Origin of the sequence: Streptomyces sp. 11-1-2, from assembly GCF_003595545.1 — a bacterium.
In the GTDB taxonomy this organism is placed as follows: Bacteria; Actinomycetota; Actinomycetes; order Streptomycetales; family Streptomycetaceae; genus Streptomyces; species Streptomyces hygroscopicus_B.
The window spans coordinates 5,938,393-5,957,011 of sequence record NZ_CP022545.1; the positions used below are offsets into that span (position 1 = coordinate 5,938,393).

The following is an 18,619-nucleotide window of genomic DNA, read 5'->3' on the forward strand; positions in this document are numbered from 1 at the left end:
GGGCTGCCCGCATGATCCCCGGTCGGCGCCCACGGAGTCGGCGCCGGGAGCGCCCGGAGGTGGCGGGCCGGCGCTTTCGATCGTGGCTGAGCGTCCGCAGCGTCGCCGGCCAGGTCTTCGTCCTCCAACTCGTGATCGTGCTGCTGCTCGGCGCGGCGGCGACCATCGCCCTGGTGCTCCAGGTGCGGCACGACGCCACCGACGAGGCCCGCGGCCGGTCCGTCGCGGTCGCCGAGGCATTCGCCAACTCCCCCGGCATCGTGCAGGCCCTGCACGCCCGCAACCCGACCAAGGTGCTCCAGCCGAAGGCCGAGGCTGTCAGGAAGAAGTCCGGGCTCGACTTCGTTGTGGTGACGACCGACAAGGGCATCCGGCTCACCCACCCCAAGCTCAACCGGATCGGCAAGCACTACGTCGGCAACATCGAGCCGGCGCTGCGCGGGCACACCACCGTCGATACCGGCCCTGGCACACTGGGCGAGGCGATGGATGCGGTGGCGCCCATCTTCGACAGCCATCACAAGGTCGTCGGCCTGGTGGGCGCGGGGATCACGATCCGGAAGGTGAGCGGGCTCGCCAACCGCCAGCTCCCGCTGCTCGTCGGCGCCGTCTCCGCCTCTCTCGTCCTCGCCACCGGCGGCACCGCCCTGGTGAGCAGACGGCTGCGGCGGCAGACCCGCGGCCTGGACCCGATCGAGATGACGCGGATGTACGAGCACCATGACGCGGTGCTGCACTCGGTGCGCGAGGGCGTGCTGATCGTCGGCGGCGACGGGCGGCTGGTGCTCGCCAACGACGAGGCGTCCCGGCTGCTCGATCTGCCGCCGCGGCCGGAGGGGCGGCTGGTCGACGATCTGGGCCTGGATCCCCATGTCGCCGACGTCCTGGCCTCCGGGCGCGATGTCACCGACGAGGTGCTGGTGGCCGGCGACCGGCTGCTGGCCATCAACAACCGGCTGACCGACCGCGACGGCGGCCCGCCCGGCAGCGTCGCCACGCTGCGCGACTCCACCGAACTGCGCGCCCTCTCCGGCCGTGCCGACGTGGCCCAGAAGCGGCTCAAGCTGCTGTACGACGCGAGCGTGGAGATCGGCACCACCCTCGATGTGGCCCGGACCGCCGAGGAGCTGGCACAGGTGGCGGTGGACCGCTTCGCCGACTTCGTCACGGTCGACCTGGCCGAGCCCGTGGCGCGCGGCGATGAGCCGCTGGCGGTCGGCGGTGTCGAGATGCGCCGGGAGGCGGTCCACGGGATCCGGCCCGGCCAGGGCCACCCCTTCTATCCGGTCGGCCGGGTGTTCTCGTTCGTCCCGACCTCCCCCCAGGCGTTCGGGCTGAGCGAGGGTGAGCCGGTCGTCGAGGACGATCTCACCGAGGCCACCGGCTGGCAGGCGCAGGACCCCGAGCAGACCGCCAAGGTCATCGAATACGGCATCCGGTCCCTGGTCACCGTGCCGCTGCGGGCCCGGGGCGTGCTGCTGGGCGTGGTCAACTTCTGGCGGATGAAGCAGCGCGAGCCCTTCGAAGAGGAGGAGGTGTCCCTCGCCGAGGAGCTCGCCGCGCACGCCGCGGTCTGTATCGACAACGCCCGGCGCTACACCCGCGAGCACACCATGGCGGTGACCCTGCAGCACAGCCTGCTGCCCCGCGCCCTGCCCGAGCAGAACGCGCTGGATGTGGCCTTCCGCTATCTGCCGGCCGAGTCGGGGGTCGGGGGCGACTGGTTCGACGTCATCCCGTTGCCGGGGGCGCGGGTGGCGCTGGTGGTGGGCGATGTCGTCGGGCATGGCCTGCACGCGGCGGCGACGATGGGGCGGTTGCGGACGGCGGTGCACAACTTCTCCACGCTCGATCTCCCGCCCGACGAGATCCTGTCGCACCTCGACGATCTGATCGCCCGGATCGACCAGGACGAGGGCCCTGGCGGACTCGACAGTGACGGCGGTGGGAGCGAGGGGATCACGGGGGCGACGTGTCTGTACGCGATCTACGATCCGGTGACGCGGCGGTGCACGATGGCGCGGGCCGGTCATCCGCCGCCCGCGCTGGTGCGTCCGGACGGCTCCGTGGAGTTCCTCGATCTCCCGGCCGGGCCCCCGCTGGGCCTGGGCGGGCTGCCGTTCGAGACCGCCGAGGTGGAACTGGCCGAGGGCAGCCATCTCGTCCTCTATACCGACGGGCTCATCGAGGACCGCCGCCGGGAGATCGACACCGGCCTTGAGATGCTGCGCGACGCCCTGTCCCACCCCGGCCGGACGCCCGACGAGATCTGCACCGAGGTGCTGGACGCGCTGCTGCCCAGCAACCCGAGCGATGACATCGCCCTGATCGCCGCCCGTACCCGGGTCGTGGGCGGCGACCGGGTGGCCTCCTGGGACGTGCCGTCCGACCCCGCCGCCGTGGCCGGGGTGCGCGCCGAGGTGATGCGGAAGCTGGCGGAGTGGGGGCTGGACGAGGGGGCGTTCACCGCCGAGTTGGTGCTCAGCGAACTGATCACCAACGCGATCCGCTACGCCACCGGCCCGATCCGGGTGCAGTTGCTCCGCGACAAGGCCCTGATCTGCGAGGTCTCCGACACCAGCAGCACCTCCCCGCATCTGCGGTACGCGGCGACGACGGACGAGGGCGGCCGGGGGCTCTTCCTGGTCGCCCAGTTCGCCGAGCGCTGGGGCACCCGCTACACCTCGAACGGCAAGGTCATCTGGGCCGAGCTGGCGATTCCGTGAAGCTTCGGGGGCGGGACGCTTCCGGATCCGTGACGTTTCCGGGTCGGCAACGCTTGCGAGCGATGGCAGCGGCATATGCGTCCGGAAGGTGACGCTTCTCGACGCTCCGATTTGACGGACCGTCATGCTCCATGTGATGAGCGGGACCGGTCAAAGTGACGTGACTCTACTAACATGTGGCGCCCACGGCTTGATGTCCGCGTGGTCCAGCCAAAAACCCTCAACGCGCCCATGAGGACCTGATAGATGTCAGCACACATATCCAGCCATCCGCACAAAGGGCCCTCGGTGACACGTGGGGCCCTGACCGTCCCCCTGCTGGCAGCCGTCGTCGCGGGTGGAGCGGGACTGTGGGTGACCACCGCCGTGCCCTCCGCCCAGCGCGCCTCCGTCGCCGTCTTCTGCGGAGTGGCCGCCGTGCTGCTGGGGGTGGCGCTCGCGGTCGCCACCAACCGCTCGCGGACCATCGGCCGTCTCCAGGAGCGGGTCACAGAGCTGGAGACCGCGGCCGCCGCCAAGGAGATCGAGGCCACCCGGCTCGCCGAGGAAACGATTCCGTCCGCGGTGCGGAGACTGCGCGAGGGCGGCTCGGCGGAAACCGTGATCACCCGCATGGAGCGCCCCACCAGCAGGGCCCATCAGCAGCTATTGCGGGCGTTGCTGCGCGAGATCGGCGACGGTGAGCGGATGCGCGCCTCCGCGATGGCCGCGTGCGCCAACGCCGCGGGCCGTGTCCAGGCGCTGGCCACCAGCATGCTGGCCGATCTGCGGGAGATGGAGAACCGCCACGACGAGACCGTCCTCGGCGATCTGCTGAAGCTGGACCACACCACCGCCCAGGCGGGCCGGATCGCGGACAGTATCGCGGTGCTGACCGGTGCGCGCTCCGGGCGCCGCTGGACCAAGCCGATCGTCATGGAGTCCGTGCTGCGCGGCGCGATCGGCCGGATCAGCGCCTTCCAGCGGGTACGGGTCCACTCGGCCAGCAACGCCGCGGTGGCCGGTTACGCGGCCGAGGGCGTCATGCACGCCCTCGCCGAACTGATGGACAACGCCGCCAGCTTCTCGCCTCCCACCGAGGAGGTGCATGTGTACGTCGAGGAGACGCACGCGGGCGTCGTGGTGACCATCGAGGACGGCGGACTCGTGATGGGCCCGGCCGCCCTGGACCGCGCCCAGAAGTCCGTCTCCTCCGAGAGCCTGGACCTGATGAGCCTGTCCGGCACCCGGCTGGGCCTGGCCGTCGTCGGCTGTCTGGCCCGTAAGCACGGGCTCACCGTCTCCTTCCGGCCGTCCGCGCGGGGCGGCACCGGTGTGGTCGTCCTGATCCCGCAGCAGTTGATCACGCACGTCAACCAGGACGCCGTCGTCCTCGACGCACCGGGCTCCGTCCGCTCCGGGGTCCCCCGGCAGGCGTCCGCCCAGGCCGTCGCGTCCACGGCCACCACCACCGCGGCCCCCGCCGCGGCGGCCCCCGCACCCGCCACCTCGCCGTCCCCTTCGCCGTCGTCCGCGCCGGAGCCCACCGCGCCGGAGCCCGCGGCGCAGCCCCCACGGCCCGTCAACGGACTGCCCAAGCGGCGCCGTGGCGAGACGCTGGCCGCCGCCACCCGGGCGGCCGCCCAGGCGGCCGAGGCGGAACCCAAGGCCAAGACCAGCCGTCCACGACCCGAGGAAGCCGGAGCCCGCTTCGGCGCCTTCCGCCAGGCGGCCCGCGGTGGTTCCGCCACCGGTGCCCCGTGTGACACCGAGCCTTCGGTATCCGCAGAGCACAACGAGTCCGCCGAGTCCGCCGAGCCTGCCGTATCCGCCGAGTCCGCCGAGCCTGCCGAGAACGACAAGCCGTGACAGAAGGAACGCCGATGAACACCACCGACCGCAGCTTGGACTGGCTGTTGGAGAACCTGCTGGAGAAGACCCCGGGGTCACGCCACGCGCTGGTGCTGTCGCGGGACGGGCTCAAACTGTGCCTCTCCTCCGGGTTGTCCGTGGACCAGGCCGATCAGCTGGCGGCCATCGCGTCGGGCATCCAGAGCCTCGCCCATGGCGCGTCCATCGAGTTCGGCGACGGCAGCGGCGGCGTACGGCAGTCGATGACGGAGTTCCACGGGGGAATTCTGTTCATCGTCGAGGCCGGCGAAGGCGCCCATCTCGCCGTGGTGGCCCATGACGACGCCGATGTCGGCATCATCGGCCACAACATGAACGAGCTGGTCGAGCAGATCGGCGACCATCTGCGGGCCGCCCCGAGGGCGGCCGCGGGCGACAGCGGCGGCGGGGCGAAGGCATGATCCGAGGGCCGCTGGACAAGGAGGGGCCGGACCGGCTGTACACCGTCACCGGCGGCCGCAGCCGGGCGGACGAGAGCCGGTTCGACATGGTCACGCTGATCGTCAGCGAAAGCGACCCCACCCCCGGGATGCAGTCCGAGCACGTCCGGATCCTGCGGATGTGCCGCCGCCCCCTGTCGGTCGTGGAGATCTCCTCGTATCTGGAACTGCCCGTCAGCGTGGTCAAGATCCTGCTGTGCGATCTGCTGGACACCGGCCGGATCACCGCGCGCCATCCGCAGGCGGCCCGCCCCGGCGGCCGGCTGCCCGGGCCCGAAACCCTGAAGAAGGTGCTCGTTGCACTCCAGAATCTCTGACGACACCGTCAGCATGGCGCTCCCCGGCAGCACCGGACACGCTCCGCTGCGGGAGAGCGCGAGCAACGGTCTCAAGATCGTGATCGTGGGCGGGTTCGGCGTCGGCAAGACGACGATGGTGCGGTCGGTCAGCGAGATCCGCCCGCTGAGCACCGAGGAGACGATGACGCAGGCGGGCGTCGGCATCGACGACGCCTCGTTCGTGCGGCACAAGACCACCACCACGGTGGCCTTCGACTTCGGCCGGATCAGCCTGGACGAGCAGATGGTGCTCTATCTGTTCGGCGCCCCGGGCCAGGAGCGGTTCTGGTTCCTGTGGGACCGGCTCTTCTCCGGGACCCTGGGCGCGGTCGTCCTGGTGGACACCAACCGCCTCTCCGACTCCTGGTACGCGCTGGACCGGCTGGAACACCACGGCACACCGTTCATCGTGGCCCGCAACAACTTCACCGAGCCGCAGCACTCGCTGGAGGAGGTGCGGGAGGCCCTCGACCTCCCGCCCGAGGTGCCGATGATCGACTGCGACGCCCGTAAGCGCGACTCCAGCAAGGCCGTACTGGTCGCGCTCGCCCGCTACCTCTACTCCCTTTCCACCAACGGCGCCGCCGGGGAGGGCACCGCGTGACCACCCCTGACCCCACGCCCTCGTTCGAGGACCCGTCGGAGGACCTGCCCGAGGACCTGTCGGAGGACTCGTCCGAGGACCCGCCCGAGCCCGTCTTCCGGTCCGCCCCCGCGCCGCCCGACGGGGTGGTGCCCACCGGGTCGCTGCCGCTGGACTACCAGCGGTTCCGGGACGAGCCGCTGGACCTCTACCGGGAGCTGCGCCGGGACCACGGCCCGGTCGTGCCCGTCCTGCTGGACGGCAAGATCCCCGTCTGGGCCGTGCTCGGCTACCGCGAGGTGGTCCGGGTCACCACCGATGCCCGGCTGTTCGCCCGCGACTCCCGCCGCTGGCACTCCTGGCATCTGGTGCCGCCCGACTGGGAGTTGATGACCTTCGTCGGCTACCGCCCGACCATGCTCTTCAGCGAGGGCGCCGAGCACCAGCGGCGGGCCGAGGCGATCTGGGACGGCCTGGCGTCGGTGGACCAGTTCGAACTGCGCGCGCAGTGCGAGCGCGTCGCCGACCGGCTGATCGACACCTTCGCGGGCAGCGGCCGGGCCGATCTGGTGGCCGAGTACGCCAGCCAGATCCCGCTGCGGGTGGTGACCCGGCTGTACGGACTGGACGACACCGAATCCGCCGCCATCCAGGACGATTCGCTCCACCTCACCGGACCCGACGCCCCCCTCGCGCTGCGGAATATGCAGACCAGGACGGAGGCGCTGATCAAGCGCGTCCGGGAGAACCCCGACCAGGCCAACGTCGCCGCCCATCTGGTGTCCCACCCGGCCGGGCTCACCGACGACGAGATCGTCAACGACCTGCTCGGCAGCGTCTACGCCGTCCAGCAGCCCACCAGCGACCTGATCGGCAACGCCCTCCGGCTGATGCTGACGGACGAACGGTTCGCCATCACCCTCTCCGGCGGCCGGCGCAGTGTCGGCCAGGCGCTCAACGAGGTGCTGTGGGAGGACACCCCGGTCCCGTTCTGGATCGGCCGCTGGGCCGCCGAGGACACCATGCTCGGCGGACGCCGCATCAGAAAGGGCGACTGCCTGATGCTGGGCCTCGCCGCGGCCAACGCCGACCCCGACGTACGCCCGGACTTCCACTCCGGCGCGGGCGGCAACCAGGCCCATATGGCCTTCAGCCACGGCAAGCACGGCTGCCCCCCGGCCGCCCGTGAGATCGCCCAGGTCATCGCCGGCGCCGCGGTCGAGGTCCTGCTCGACCGCCTCCCGGACGTCACCCTGTCCGTCGCCCCGGACGACCTCGAATGGCGGGTCACCCTGATGATGCGCGGCGTGGCCGCCCTCCCGGTCCGATTCACCCCGGCCCACCTGCACTGACCCTTCGCCGTCCCCGGCGGTGCGTCGCGCATCACCGGAGGACCCGGACAACCAGGAGACCTGGTTATTCATGGGTCAGCCGAGATACGGCCGGTCGCGGTGTTGCAGGAAGTGGCGGAGTCGGAGCCGCTGTGTGTGGTGCATGGACAACTCGGCAAGTTCCTCGGGCGGGACGAAGCGAAGTTCCGTGGACTCGTCGGAGATCGCGAGCTGGCCGCCGACAATGCGGGCGGTGAAGCAGACATTGAACTGTCGGCGGACCTCGCCGTCCGTGTAGGCGATGACATGGCGCGGGTCGGTGTACGTGCCGACGAGTCCGGTGATCTCTACGTCGAGTCCGGTCTCTTCCTTGACCTCGCGGACTGCCGCTCCCGGTAGGGAGTCAGCCATCTCCATGCCGCCGCCGGGCAGTGCCCATAGATCATTGTCTCGGCGGCGCTGGAGCAGGATGGATCCGCTTTCGTCGGTGACGACAGCGGACGCGGCCACAACCAAGGTGTTCGGCTTGGGTGCCTTCGGATCGTCGTAGTACTCGGTCCGCGCCACGAGTCACACTCCCTGTACCGGCGTCGCCGTCGTCCATACGGCGTCGAAGCTCTGGGCGTAGGTGTCGAACATGCTGCCCTCGCGGTGTCGGCGCAGGTGCCAGACGGGAGCTCCGTACGCGTTCACGCCCCAGACGTGGGCGTTGACCATGGCTTGATCATCCGCACGATAGAGCGAGTTGTAGAGAGTCGTTCCGTGAGTCCGCACCTCGACGCCCGGGGTGCCGATGAGGGCGCGGTAGTGCAGGAGAGCGAGCCGACAGCGGGATTCGATGCCGTGGCCGAACTTCTCTTCCTGGCCCCGCTGCTGGACGTTGGGGCTGTCGGCGTCGCCGACCGCGATACGTACGGCACAGCCTTCGGCGGCTCGCTCCCGTAGAAGGTCGTTGAGGCGAGGATATGCCTCGTGCAGGAAGACAGCGGCGTACACGAGCACGTCAATCCGTTCGCGGGCCTGCGTCAGCATCTCCACGAACGCGGATACCGGGATGTCCGCACGCTGCTCGTAGAGCGCCACGAGCTCGGGGCTGACCGCGCGGGCGGGGCGCGCTTGACGGAGCGCTGGCCATAGGGCATGCACGTCTTCTCCTAACGTCTCCGCTGCCAGGATGGCCGTGCTGCGTCGCGGCGTACGGTTGAGGTTGACCCACCTTTCAACGGACTTGGGGTCTACCTCGACCTTTCCCGCGAGGGTGGCGTACGTCCAGCCTCCGGCTGCCATTGCGGCGCGTAGCCTCTCGTTCGGCACCTGAGTCTCTCCCCACAAGTCGGGACTGCACTAGGGACGTTTTACCCGACGCGGGACGTCCCGAAGTGGGGTTTAGGAGAGGTTCCTACGTCCTGGTCACAGCGCGATGATCCGGAAGAAGACTCCCGCGACCGCTGTGGGCGGCCCGGGAGCGTGGTCAACGCTGTGAAGGGGCGTCAACGTGCGGAAGGCTACTGCTCGATTCGTGGAATGGCTGTTAGAGCTGTCGCTGCCTGATCCCCGGCGTGAGGCTGTCGGGCTCGGCGTGAAGGCGGTGGCCCCGTGAGCACGCGGCCCCGTCTGCTGCCGTGGCCGAACTCGGCCGGGAAGCGCTGCTATCTGGTGACGGATGACAACAGCAAGAGCCGGCTGTCGAGGCTCGCCGATGAGATGGAGGCAGCGCAGCTCAACGCAGGTGACCAACTCCTTGGTCATGCAGGCGAGATGCTGGTCGACCACAAGGCCGGTAAGCGGGAACTGCGGTTTCTCGCCAAGTGCCTGTGCCAGGCGCTGAGTGATGCGCTACTGGTCGCCGAGAGTCGGGGCGGGCGGCTGCCTGTTGCCGACGGTGAGCCGCAGGACGGCCCGGAAGACGGCCCGAAGCTTGCGAGGGGAGCGTGCGAATGAGCCGATCCCAATCCGTTGGGGCAGAGGAGTGGCAGGTCGGGCCTGTCCCGGGTCGCGGTCTGCGCCACTCGCGGGACGGACACCTGGCACTGCCGCTTCAGGTCGTCCGCTCCGGGCAGCACGTCGCACTTGCCTCGCTGATACTGACGGTGGCCGAGGCGGAGCAACTGCACGCGGCTCTGTGTTATGCGCTGGGCGCTGAGCCCGCTCCTGCGGACGCACCGGAGTGCCGTGAACCGGTCCGCTACCCCGGAGGCCGACAGCGGTACTGAGGCCCGGCCCAGCCTGGGTGGGCCGCACGCACAACTACCGCAGAACCAACGCTGGACCACCTCCGCGACTCAGCGAACCAGGGGACGATGCTGCCGCCCTTGGCGACGGCCACACGCAGCCTGCACCTCGTATATGCGGCGCCGCCCCGAGAGAGGCGGCGCGACGTTGAACCTGCTCCCCCGTCTCCGACAAGAAAGGGAACGTCATGGATGTACCAACCAGCCCTGTCGGTACCGAACTCGACGAGCTCGGCAAGTTCCTCACTCTCTACGCCGAACGCCAGTCACGCGGTGATGACCGTGTGATGCCGATGTTCTCCGCCCGCATCGATGCCGCCTGGCACCACCTGGCAGCCGACTCGGGTGCCATAGCCGCGTTCTGCCTCCGTTACGCGGGCATTCCCATCGGCCACGCGCCGGTCAAGGGGGCGGGTCGCGTGGACTGGGTCGCCGAATACACCGTCCGTTTTGGCGCCCTGCCCCCGGTGTGGTTCGCCGACGCATCGGGCCGGATCGACAGGGACACCCTCAGCCGGTACGAACGCACCGGCATCGTGGTCACCGACTGGGACTGCTCGCCGGTGCCGAGCGGTGGCGAGGGTGACGACGAGGTTGCGACACCGACTCGGACCACGCCCGTACGATGGCCATGACGCCAGCAGGCCCTCGGCGGACCCAATCCGCCAGGGCCCTGCTCTCACCTCCTCTACTCGGCCAGGTGAGCGTCGGCGATGCCGCGGCGGTGGGCCTCGGCCCATACACGGATGCGGTGACAGCGAACTGCCCGTATCTGTCCCCGGCGACGCGGACCGGGCAGACCCGGTGGATGCGCTACCGGCCGACTCCGGGCACCGACCTGGAGACCATTGCGTCAAAGGTGTTCGCCGTCGCTGTGGAAGCCGCCGAGGACGTACGGACGCGCCGAGCGGCAGGTGCCCGACTGGCGTGCGCCGCGATCGCACTCGAGCTCGCCCCGCACCTTGGCGAACGTGTGCTGACCTGGCCGCACTGGGTTCTCAAAGCCGCCTACGGCCCGGTGGGCGTCGTGGCGGGCAAGTTCTGGCCAGAGCAGACGGCAACCGACCGCATGGGACGGCCTGTGGTCCCGCCACCGCTTCCACTGCTCGCAGTGCGTGCCGCGGTGCCCGCCGTGGACGCCCGACTTTTATCCCGCACGCCGCGTCTGGCCGCCGTCGTCGCGCAGGCCCACGACGATGGCCGGGACGTCTTCGCCGTGGCCGACGGGCTGAGCGGGGATCTTGATGTGACATGGTCGCGAGTGCGGTCCTGGGCGGCTCATCAGCTTGAAGGAGAGGTACTCCATGACCGATGAGAGAGCGCTGTGGGCGGCTCCGGTAAGAGCCCTGGCCGCGTACCTGGCCGAGCGTGGTGAACAGATCACCGGGGCCCGGAGGGTTTCGGACCGGCGCGGGTCGAGGGCATGGCAGGTAGTGGCTGCCAACGGCCAGTACGCGCTGAAGGCCAATGCCGAAGGCGGCCACGCGGAGCGCGACAAATGTGCCGAGCTCGATCGGGAGGCGCGTGTCATCGCCGAACTCGATCGCCTGGCCGCCGTCCCCTCCGGCTACCTGGTCGCGGCCGGGCACTGGGAGGCGGGCCGTTGGCTGGCCGTGACCTGGGCTCCGGGCGCCCCCATGTGGAACGCCCTCGCCCCGGCTCGGCATGATGGCAGCCCACGCACTCGCCTCCTCCTCACCACATGTGCCCGGTCGATGGCGAGTGCCGGAGCGGCCCTCCACGCCGTTGGCTGGACCCATGCCGACATCCAGCCCACCAACACGCTGGTCACCGAGGACGGAACGGCAACGCTGATCGACTATGCGTTGGCGTGCGGTCCTGTGACCCCCGGTCGGCCCGATCTGGAGACCGACCGCGTGCCGTACCGGGGGGCTCTCACCCACACCACGGCCCCGGAAATCGCCCAGGCCGTGCTGGACACCTCCGAGTCCGAGCACATCCCCGTCGCAGCGGCGTCCGATGTATGGGCGCTGGGCGCGTCGCTGTTCTGGTGCTGGACCGGGCAGCGGCCCGTGCCCTATCACGAGCCGAACGGTCCGCGAGAGCGGAAGCTGCGGGATATCGCCGAGGGACTTACACGTGATCTCGCCTTGGTGCGGCCGTGGCCTTTCCCGGCGTTCGAAGAGGCCCTGATGGCCTGTCTGCGTCCGGATCCGCACAAGCGCCCCACATCCGGCGAACTGGCAGCCCTCGTCGACGGAATGGCCCCGTGAAGGTTCGGCGTGCCACCAGCACCGACGCACGAGAGCTCGTACGGCTGCGGCACGTCATGTTCACCAGCCTGGGGCCGGCGCCCTCGGACGACACCTGGGCGCGAAGGTGCCTGGGTGCCTTCGCCGAGCGTCTGGAGCATGATCCGTCGTTCGCAGCGTTCGTGATCGGTGTCCCCGGCTCTGGCCCACTGCTGTCCTGTGCCGTTGGCGAATACACAAGACGCCTCCCCAGTCCTCGATCCACCGCCGCCAACGTCGGACACGTGTACTCCGTGATCACCGACCCCTCGCACCGGCGTCGCGGCCACGGCCGAGCCTGCCTGATCGCCCTCTTGCAGTGGCTCGCCGAACACGATTGCTCACACGTACAGCTCCGTGCGTCTGCCGAAGGGCACGCGCTGTACGAACAACTCGGCTTCAACACCGTGAACGACGTCCATATGGTGTGGATGACGCCGACGACGTGAGCTTGGGGGCCGGCGAGCGATCCTCGAGCGGAGCCGGGCGCAGGGTAGCGCCGGACGTGGCCCACGCACGGCCCAAAGCGTTGCCACGGCTCGTGTCCACGAGCGGCGAGTGATCCCGTGTCCGCCGAGGATCCTGTTCCGGGTGGTGACCAACCCGGATCCCTATGGAGCCGACCCCCGAATCAAGCCGCAGGGGATCATCACTGCTTACAAGCCCGCATCGCTGACCTCGCTTGCCTGTTAGGAGAAGGAATCCGTGCCATCTGTCGAAGGTGTCCGTGGCCTCCTCGCCCGGTATTTGACGGGGCGGCTTGAGGACGGCTCGGTCCGTCTTGAAGTCCTCGGGCTTGAGGTCATCGACCAGGGGCGGGGGTTCACGGTGGCGGTCGAACTGATCGCCTCGGACGGGCATTGGAGAGTCCGTCTGGACTGTGACAGTTCCGAGCACCGGATCTTCGACGGCAGCCCGCCGGAGGAACTCGTACAGGCGGTGGCCATGTCGCTCCGCATCCGCCTCTTCGAGTGGTGGCACACCAAGGGCTCCGAGCGGCGGTCAGCGAGGCTCGGCGAGCGTTTGGACCAGGGCTGATTGGGGTGATCCTGCCGCGCTGTTGGTGTCGAGCGGGAGCGGTAAGCGCGGGGGAGCGGAAGCGCGTTAGAAGGGGGCGTGCTGGACCTTCCTTCCCCTCGTGAGGAAGGTCCGGCAAACCTGCGCCCTGTTGGCCTAATGCGCTGTCGCGCGCATTAGGTAACGGGTGTCACAATAGCGAGGGGCGTGTACGCCGTGCAATGGGTTACCGGGCGTAGGGCGCCCGGATGTCGTGAAGATCTGGTGCTCACGAAGGTGGAGGGGCCGTAGAGTCGGCGCGTCATGACAGAGCGACCACCGCATGGGTCTGCTCGCCCCGGGGGGCGTACGGCCCGGACTCGTGCCGCCGTGTTGGCGGCCGCGTACGAGGAGCTCGACCGCGACTCGTTCGCCGCGCTCACCCTTGACCGGCTCGCCCGGCGGTCGGGGGTGCATGTGTCGACCATCCGGCGGCGCTGGCGCACGGTGGAGGGGGTCGTCGTCGATCTGCTGGCCGAGCACAGTGCGACGCTGCCGACCCCGGACACCGGTGACTTCCGGCGGGACCTGACGCAACTCGCCCAGGCCATCGCGGACTTCAACAACGCGCTGCGCAACCGCAACGTCATCCAGGGGCTGCTCGCGGCCGCCGCGCACGATTCCCGGGTCGAGGAGATCGTCCGCGCCGCGTTCGTGCGGCGCACCGAGGAGGTGACCCTGATCGCGCGGCAGGCGGTCGAACGGGGGGAGATCCCCGAGGGCACCGAGACGCGGGAGGTCATCGCCGCACTGGCGGCGCCCCTCTACTACCGGGTGCTCGTTCTGCGCGGGTTCATCGACGAGCGGCTGGTGCACACCAGCGTGGAGACGACGTATCAGGCCGCCCGCTCGGGGGTGTTCGTACGCGAGGGCGATCGCGAGGGCGATCGCGAGGGGGATCGCGAGGGGGATCGCGAGGGGTGATGGCGCCCCCGGGGCGGGGGCGCCATCGGCGGGGCGTCAGGAGGACGCGCCGCGTGCCTTGAGCATGTCGGCCATGAGCTGGATCTCCGACTGCTGGCCCTGGACCATGGTCGTGGCCAGATGCTTCTCGGTCGGGTTCTTGACCAGTTCGACCGCGCCCTTCGCCATCTCGACGCCGCCCTTGTGATGGGCGGTCATCAGCTTCAGGTAGAGCACCTCGGCCGCCTTGCCCTTGGCCTTGCGCAACTCGTCGAGCTGGGTGTTGGTGGCCATGCCCGGCATGAGTGAGCCGTCGTGCGGCTTGTACGCGCCACCGCCGTCCATGCCCTTCATCGAGCCGTGGTCCATGCCCTCCATACCGTCCATGCCGTTCTTCATCCACGTCATGGGCGGGTCCTCGGACGTCTTGCCCAGCCCCCACATGTCCAGCCAGCCCTGCAGCATCCCGCTCTGGGTGGCCTGCGTGCTGGCGATGTCGAACGCCAGCCGCCGCACCTCGTCGTCGCTGGTGCGGTCGCGCACGATGAACGACATCTCCACCGCCTGCTGGTGGTGGACGGACATGTCGCGGGCGAAACCGGCCTCGGCGGAGGTGTCCTTCGGCGTACCCGTGTCGGTTGTGCCCTCCGAGCGGTCGCTCGTCAGCCACAGCACGGCCACCGCCACCAGGGTCACCAGCGCGAGGGCGGCGGCGATCCCCGCCACCAGCGGCCGGCGTGCGGCGCGGCCGACGGCGGTTCCGTCGCTCACGAGGTCTTTCCGTTGGTGCAGTAGGCGCCGGGCTCGGGGGTCTGCTTGCCCTGGACGAACTTCTTGAAGAAGGCGGCCACCCGCGGGTCCGACGCCTTCTGGATGTCCAGCTGGTTGCCCCAGGCGTTGAGGACGATCGGCGCGTCCTGCTCCTGGTAGGGGCTGATCATCGAGTACGGGGTCTTCTTCACCCGCTCCGAGAGGGCGGCGATGTCCTCCTTCGGCGCCTTGTCGGTGTACGTCACCCACACCGCGCCGTGCTCCAGCGCGTGCACCGCGTTCTCCTTCGCCAGCGGCTTGGTGTAGACGTCGCCGTTGCAGTTCTGCCAGACCTGGTTGTGGTTTCCGCCGACCGGCGGCGACATCGCGTACTTCACCGTGCCCTGGACATGCGTCCGGCCCAGGTTCTTCCAGGTCTTCATGCCCTTGAACTCGCCGGTCTTCACGACCGCGGAGGTGACCTTGGCCTCCTTCTCGTCCTTCTTGTTGCTCGCGTCGACGAGGAAGTAGCCCCCGACGGCGAGTCCGGCGACGATCACCGCGACGGAGGTGATGGTGATGGCCCGGAACCTGCGCTCGCGCGCCTTCTCCGCACGGCGCAGTTCCTCTATCTTCGCGCGGCGGTCGGCCGCGGTGCCCTTCGTCTTCGATCCCTTGGAGCCCATGGCTGTCCTTGTCCTCGGAGTACTCAAAGTTCGCGCAGTTCGCGCACTTCGCACGCTGGATGGGTGGAGCGGTGCATCGCGGTTACCGGCGCCGGCCTAGGTCCGAAGCACTTGGAGCTGATGGAGGCCGAGGGCGCGGACGGGGTGGTCGGGCGGCGCCCGGACGGAGTCCGGATTCCGGTGGCCGTCGGGCGGCGGAACCTCGGCGAGGAAGAGCGGGGGTACGGGTGTGGGCACCAGGGCCTGGACCACGCCCCGGGGGCCCGTGACACAGTCGTCGCTTCCGGAGCCGGAGCCGGTGCCGGAGCTGGAGCCGTCGGACGGGCCGTGCCCCGGGGACGGATAGGTGACCGGCTTCTCGTGCGGCTCGGCCGACGCGACGGTGTCCGCCTGGCGGCGCGGGCACCCCGTCGACAGGCCGTTGTGGTCGGCGGCGGGCTGGACGCACGAGGGCGCCACCCATATCGCCGCGGCGAGCAGCAGAACGGCACGGCAGAGGACGGACGGCACGGTGCCGCGCACCGCGTCCCTCCGTATGTGGCCCTCTCCGCCCTGCCCTCTGCCCATCGCGCCAGATCGTAACCACTGTGACTGCCGCGGCTGAATGGGCCCACGGCGGAACGTGGGCAAATGCCTGGTGGGGGCGCGGCATCAGCGGTGCCGTCCGGCCGCCCTAGGCGGCCCGGTGTCAGCCGCGCCGCCCTGGTGTCAGCCGCGCCGCCCCGGCGTCAGCCGCGCCGCGCCGCCGCCCCTCAGTAGACGCCCTCGATCACGACCTCGTCGTCGAACATCGCGACCGGCCCCACATCCGCCACCGAGTCCCCGGCCGCGCCCTCGGGCGGCGGGACGCGGATCGCCAGATCGCGCTCGAGGTTGTTGGGTAGCAGAGCGGACTTGCTGACGTGGTTCATCACCACCTGGCCGCGCTCGCCGTACGGCACCGGCTCCCCGCTCGCCGGGTCCACCACCGAGAAGGTGACGAACGGCGTGCGCGGATCGAAGACACACGGCTCGTCCGGGCCGAGCCCCAGCCGCTCCGTGGCGCCGCCGAGGATCATGGTGTTGCCGTAGGTGCCGTAGAGCGCACAGCCGGGGAAGACCTCGGTGCGCAGCAGATCGCGGGTGTCGGCGTCCATATGGGCGCCGCCCCACATGATGCCCTTGACCTTCTCCCCGATCAGCTCGATCAGGTCGTCATGCCGGGCCAGCCGCTCCAGCAGCGGCGGGGTGGTCATCAGCACCCCGATGTCCTGGGTGCGCAGGACGTACGCCGCCTGCTCCACCAGGTGGCTCACATAGGCGTCGGTCTCCTCGGCCTTCCCGGCGGAGATCAGCCTCTTCACCCACCGCGGATCCATGTCGACGCGGAACATCAGCCCACCGTGCCGGGCGGCCGTGCCCGCGACCATCTCGCCGACCATATGGGGGCCGCTGGGCGCGATGGCGAGCCAGTCCACCCCGCGCGGGATGCCGAGCCCGTCGAGGTCGGCGCTCAGCCCGTGGGTGAGCCGGTCCAGCCAGTCGCGCAGACACACGATCCGCTTGGGCGCGCCGGTGGTGCCGCCGCTTTCGAAGACACCGACGATCCGGGCGTCGGCGCCGTAGCCCTGGGGAATCAGATCGCGCACCGGAACGTCGCGCAACTCCCCGGTGACATTGGGGAAGAGCGCGAGATCGGCGACGCCCTTGACGTCCCGGCGCGGATCGAAGTCCAGCGTGCGCGCCGTCCGCAGCCAGAACGGGGAGCCGGTGTCCGGGCCGAAGTGCCACTCCATGGCGGCGCGGATGTACTCGTCGGGGTCGGGGCGCTCGTCGAAGGGGACGTCGAGCACGGAAAGGGAAGCTGTCGGCACGGGTTGCTCCTCATGCTCCTCGTGGGGGACAGGCGGCGCGGGATCGGCGCCGTCAGGATGGGCGGCGCGGGATCGGCGCCGTCAGGACAGGCGACGCCGGATCGGCGCCATCAGGACGGGCGGCGCCGTCAGCCGCGGATGACGGCCTTCGTACGCATCAGGAACTCGCCGAGATACGCGTCGTGCGGGATGCCAGGGGCGATCCAGTGCGTGGGGTGGTCCCCGATGTAGAGGTTCTTGACGGACGGCTCGGCGAGCAGCGCGTCCAGCAGCGCCTCGTCCCCGGTGATCGCCGTGACGACCAGGCTGTCCCGGAGCGCGGCGACCCCCGCCGCACGTGTCCAGGGGGCCACCCAGACGCAGGGGAACGACAGCTCCATGCCCAGCCGCGGGTCCAGCGGATCGTCGAGCTGGAAGACGGCGGGACGCAGGGCGGCGCTGCCGTCGCCGAGGTCGTCCACCACTCCGTCGCCGCCCAGCCACGCCCGGGCGCCCCCGGCCTTGCCGAGCAGAAGGCGCTCGAAGCCGCGGGCGGTGTCGAGCGGATGGACCGGCAATACCGCCTTCTCGTCCTGCGGCGGCAGGCTGGGGAGCGCGGCGAGCCGTTCCGCCAGCGCCTCGGCGACCGGCGCCGGGTCGTCCTCGACGAGCACGGCGGTGGCGTTGACGCACGCGGTGCCGCCATGGCGGGCGATCGAGTCGACGACCACATCGAGGTGGTCGCGCCACTCCCGGTCGGCGGTGAGCAGGATCTTGGAGCGGCCGGGGCCGTTGGGCAGCACGGCCGGATCGGCGGCGTAGCGGTCGATGACCTCCTGGCCGCCGTAGACCATGGACAGATCCGCACCGTGCAGGATCTCCCCGGCCGCGTCGTGGTCGGTGGGCAGCAGCACCACCTGATCCGTCCCGAAGCCCGCCTCGCGCAGGGCGCTGACCAGCCGGTACGGGGTGAGCGGCTCACGGCGGGAGGGGCGTACGGCCACCCGGTAACCCAGCGCGAGCGCCTCCAGCCACAGGGCGTGCACGGCGGGGTGGTTTCCGGCGGCGTGCACGGCGAAGACATCGCCGCGCCTGATCCACACCGCGGTGCCGCCGCGGGCGTACGGATCGCGCCAGTCGCCCACCGCCCCCACCGGGCGGGCCGCCTGGACGCTGCGGTACGCCTCGGTGGCGCTGAGCCGTATCGCCTCCACGGCGATCCGCACATTGGCGAGCGGGGTGCCCGACATCCGGCACACCGCGCTCTCGTACGCCGCCGCCGTCATCCCGGCGACGGTGCCGGTGGCGAACAGCTCCCCCGCCCGCTTCAGCGCGGCCAGCCGCTCCTCCAGCGGCGGGGTGGCGGCGGCGCGCAGCGCGGCCAGCGCGCGGGTGACGAACAGCCGGGGCACCAGGGAGAGTTCGGCCATGGGGGTGCCGGTGACATCGCTGATGGTGAGGCGGTGACGGGAGCGGTACGGCCCCTTGGGGCCGAGGGCGTCCAGGGCCTGCAGGGCGGGTGGCGCGTCCGGGGAGCCCGGGGCGTGCGGCGCGTCCGGCGTGTCCACGGCATGCGGCGCGTCCGGCGCGTCCAGGGCGTC

General features: G+C 70.4%; 20 protein-coding genes. 13 read left to right on the forward strand and 7 right to left on the reverse strand.

What is annotated here, in order from left to right:
• Positions 1 to 11: 11 nt before the first annotated feature.
• From CGL27_RS25090 to CGL27_RS25115, 6 genes are all read left to right on the forward strand, one after another.
• Positions 12 to 2,726 carry a SpoIIE family protein phosphatase gene (locus tag CGL27_RS25090; RefSeq protein ID WP_240450625.1) on the forward strand — a complete coding sequence of 905 codons (2,715 nt, stop codon included), beginning with the start codon at positions 12 to 14 and terminating at the stop codon, positions 2,724 to 2,726.
• A gap of 246 nt (positions 2,727 to 2,972) precedes the next feature.
• Positions 2,973 to 4,574, forward strand: a complete 1,602-nt coding sequence (locus CGL27_RS25095; RefSeq protein WP_119990158.1) for an ATP-binding protein — start codon at positions 2,973 to 2,975, stop codon at positions 4,572 to 4,574.
• Positions 4,575 to 4,588: 14 nt separating this feature from the next.
• The gene (locus CGL27_RS25100; protein ID WP_078642512.1) at positions 4,589 to 5,017 is read left to right on the forward strand and encodes a roadblock/LC7 domain-containing protein; all 429 of its coding nucleotides are present in this window, start codon (positions 4,589 to 4,591) and stop codon (positions 5,015 to 5,017) included.
• Positions 5,014 to 5,373, forward strand: coding sequence for a DUF742 domain-containing protein (locus CGL27_RS25105; RefSeq protein WP_078642513.1), 360 nt, complete (start codon positions 5,014 to 5,016; stop codon positions 5,371 to 5,373). Before CGL27_RS25100 ends, CGL27_RS25105 begins: the two co-directional genes overlap by 4 nt.
• Before the next feature lie 13 nt (positions 5,374 to 5,386).
• Positions 5,387 to 5,998, forward strand: coding sequence for an ATP/GTP-binding protein (locus CGL27_RS25110; RefSeq protein ID WP_119990160.1), 612 nt, complete (start codon positions 5,387 to 5,389; stop codon positions 5,996 to 5,998).
• Positions 5,995 to 7,329: a cytochrome P450 gene (locus CGL27_RS25115; protein WP_119990162.1), complete on the forward strand. Its 1,335-nt coding sequence runs from the start codon at positions 5,995 to 5,997 to the stop codon at positions 7,327 to 7,329. The genes CGL27_RS25110 and CGL27_RS25115 overlap by 4 nt, the downstream gene beginning before the upstream one ends.
• 75 nt (positions 7,330 to 7,404) lie before the next feature.
• Here the strand turns inward: CGL27_RS25115 and CGL27_RS25120 are convergent, their stop codons facing one another.
• Positions 7,405 to 7,875, reverse strand: a complete 471-nt coding sequence (locus CGL27_RS25120) for an NUDIX domain-containing protein (protein WP_119990164.1) — start codon at positions 7,873 to 7,875, stop codon at positions 7,405 to 7,407.
• A 3-nt stretch (positions 7,876 to 7,878) separates the two neighbouring features.
• Complete coding sequence (locus CGL27_RS25125) at positions 7,879 to 8,622, reverse strand: helix-turn-helix transcriptional regulator (RefSeq protein WP_119990166.1); 744 nt, start codon at positions 8,620 to 8,622, stop codon at positions 7,879 to 7,881.
• A gap of 282 nt (positions 8,623 to 8,904) precedes the next feature.
• Between CGL27_RS25125 and CGL27_RS25130 the strand changes: the two genes are divergently transcribed.
• From CGL27_RS25130 to CGL27_RS25160, 7 genes are all read left to right on the forward strand, one after another.
• A complete protein-coding gene (locus tag CGL27_RS25130; protein WP_119990168.1) occupies positions 8,905 to 9,249 on the forward strand; it encodes a hypothetical protein in 345 nt (114 codons plus the stop codon).
• 478 nt (positions 9,250 to 9,727) lie between these two features.
• Positions 9,728 to 10,174, forward strand: a complete 447-nt coding sequence (locus tag CGL27_RS25140; RefSeq protein ID WP_119990173.1) for a hypothetical protein — start codon at positions 9,728 to 9,730, stop codon at positions 10,172 to 10,174.
• Between the two features lie 65 nt (positions 10,175 to 10,239).
• On the forward strand, positions 10,240 to 10,854 hold the full coding sequence (locus CGL27_RS50195; protein WP_162953065.1) for a hypothetical protein: 615 nt from the start codon (positions 10,240 to 10,242) through the stop codon (positions 10,852 to 10,854).
• Positions 10,844 to 11,773: a protein kinase gene (locus tag CGL27_RS25145; RefSeq protein WP_119990175.1), complete on the forward strand. Its 930-nt coding sequence runs from the start codon at positions 10,844 to 10,846 to the stop codon at positions 11,771 to 11,773. Before CGL27_RS50195 ends, CGL27_RS25145 begins: the two co-directional genes overlap by 11 nt.
• Positions 11,774 to 11,829: 56 nt before the next feature.
• Complete coding sequence (locus CGL27_RS25150; protein ID WP_119994536.1) at positions 11,830 to 12,240, forward strand: GNAT family N-acetyltransferase; 411 nt, start codon at positions 11,830 to 11,832, stop codon at positions 12,238 to 12,240.
• 256 nt (positions 12,241 to 12,496) lie between these two features.
• A complete protein-coding gene (locus CGL27_RS25155; protein ID WP_119990177.1) occupies positions 12,497 to 12,829 on the forward strand; it encodes a hypothetical protein in 333 nt (110 codons plus the stop codon).
• Between the two features lie 348 nt (positions 12,830 to 13,177).
• Complete coding sequence (locus CGL27_RS25160; RefSeq protein WP_240450626.1) at positions 13,178 to 13,771, forward strand: TetR-like C-terminal domain-containing protein; 594 nt, start codon at positions 13,178 to 13,180, stop codon at positions 13,769 to 13,771.
• Positions 13,772 to 13,807: 36 nt separating this feature from the next.
• Here the strand turns inward: CGL27_RS25160 and CGL27_RS25165 are convergent, their stop codons facing one another.
• The 5 genes from CGL27_RS25165 to CGL27_RS25185 form a co-directional block, all read right to left on the reverse strand.
• The gene (locus CGL27_RS25165) at positions 13,808 to 14,521 is read right to left on the reverse strand and encodes a DUF305 domain-containing protein (protein WP_119990181.1); all 714 of its coding nucleotides are present in this window, start codon (positions 14,519 to 14,521) and stop codon (positions 13,808 to 13,810) included.
• Entirely contained in the window at positions 14,518 to 15,186 is a 669-nt protein-coding gene (locus tag CGL27_RS25170; protein WP_119990183.1) for a DUF3105 domain-containing protein, read from the reverse strand. The genes CGL27_RS25165 and CGL27_RS25170 overlap by 4 nt, the downstream gene beginning before the upstream one ends.
• Positions 15,187 to 15,282: 96 nt before the next feature.
• On the reverse strand, positions 15,283 to 15,753 hold the full coding sequence (locus tag CGL27_RS25175) for a hypothetical protein (protein WP_162953066.1): 471 nt from the start codon (positions 15,751 to 15,753) through the stop codon (positions 15,283 to 15,285).
• Positions 15,754 to 15,938: 185 nt separating this feature from the next.
• Positions 15,939 to 17,039: an AMP-binding protein gene (locus CGL27_RS25180; protein WP_119990187.1), complete on the reverse strand. Its 1,101-nt coding sequence runs from the start codon at positions 17,037 to 17,039 to the stop codon at positions 15,939 to 15,941.
• 128 nt (positions 17,040 to 17,167) lie between these two features.
• On the reverse strand, positions 17,168 to 18,532 hold the full coding sequence (locus CGL27_RS25185) for an aldehyde dehydrogenase family protein (protein WP_119994537.1): 1,365 nt from the start codon (positions 18,530 to 18,532) through the stop codon (positions 17,168 to 17,170).
• Between the last annotated feature and the right edge of the window lie 87 nt (positions 18,533 to 18,619).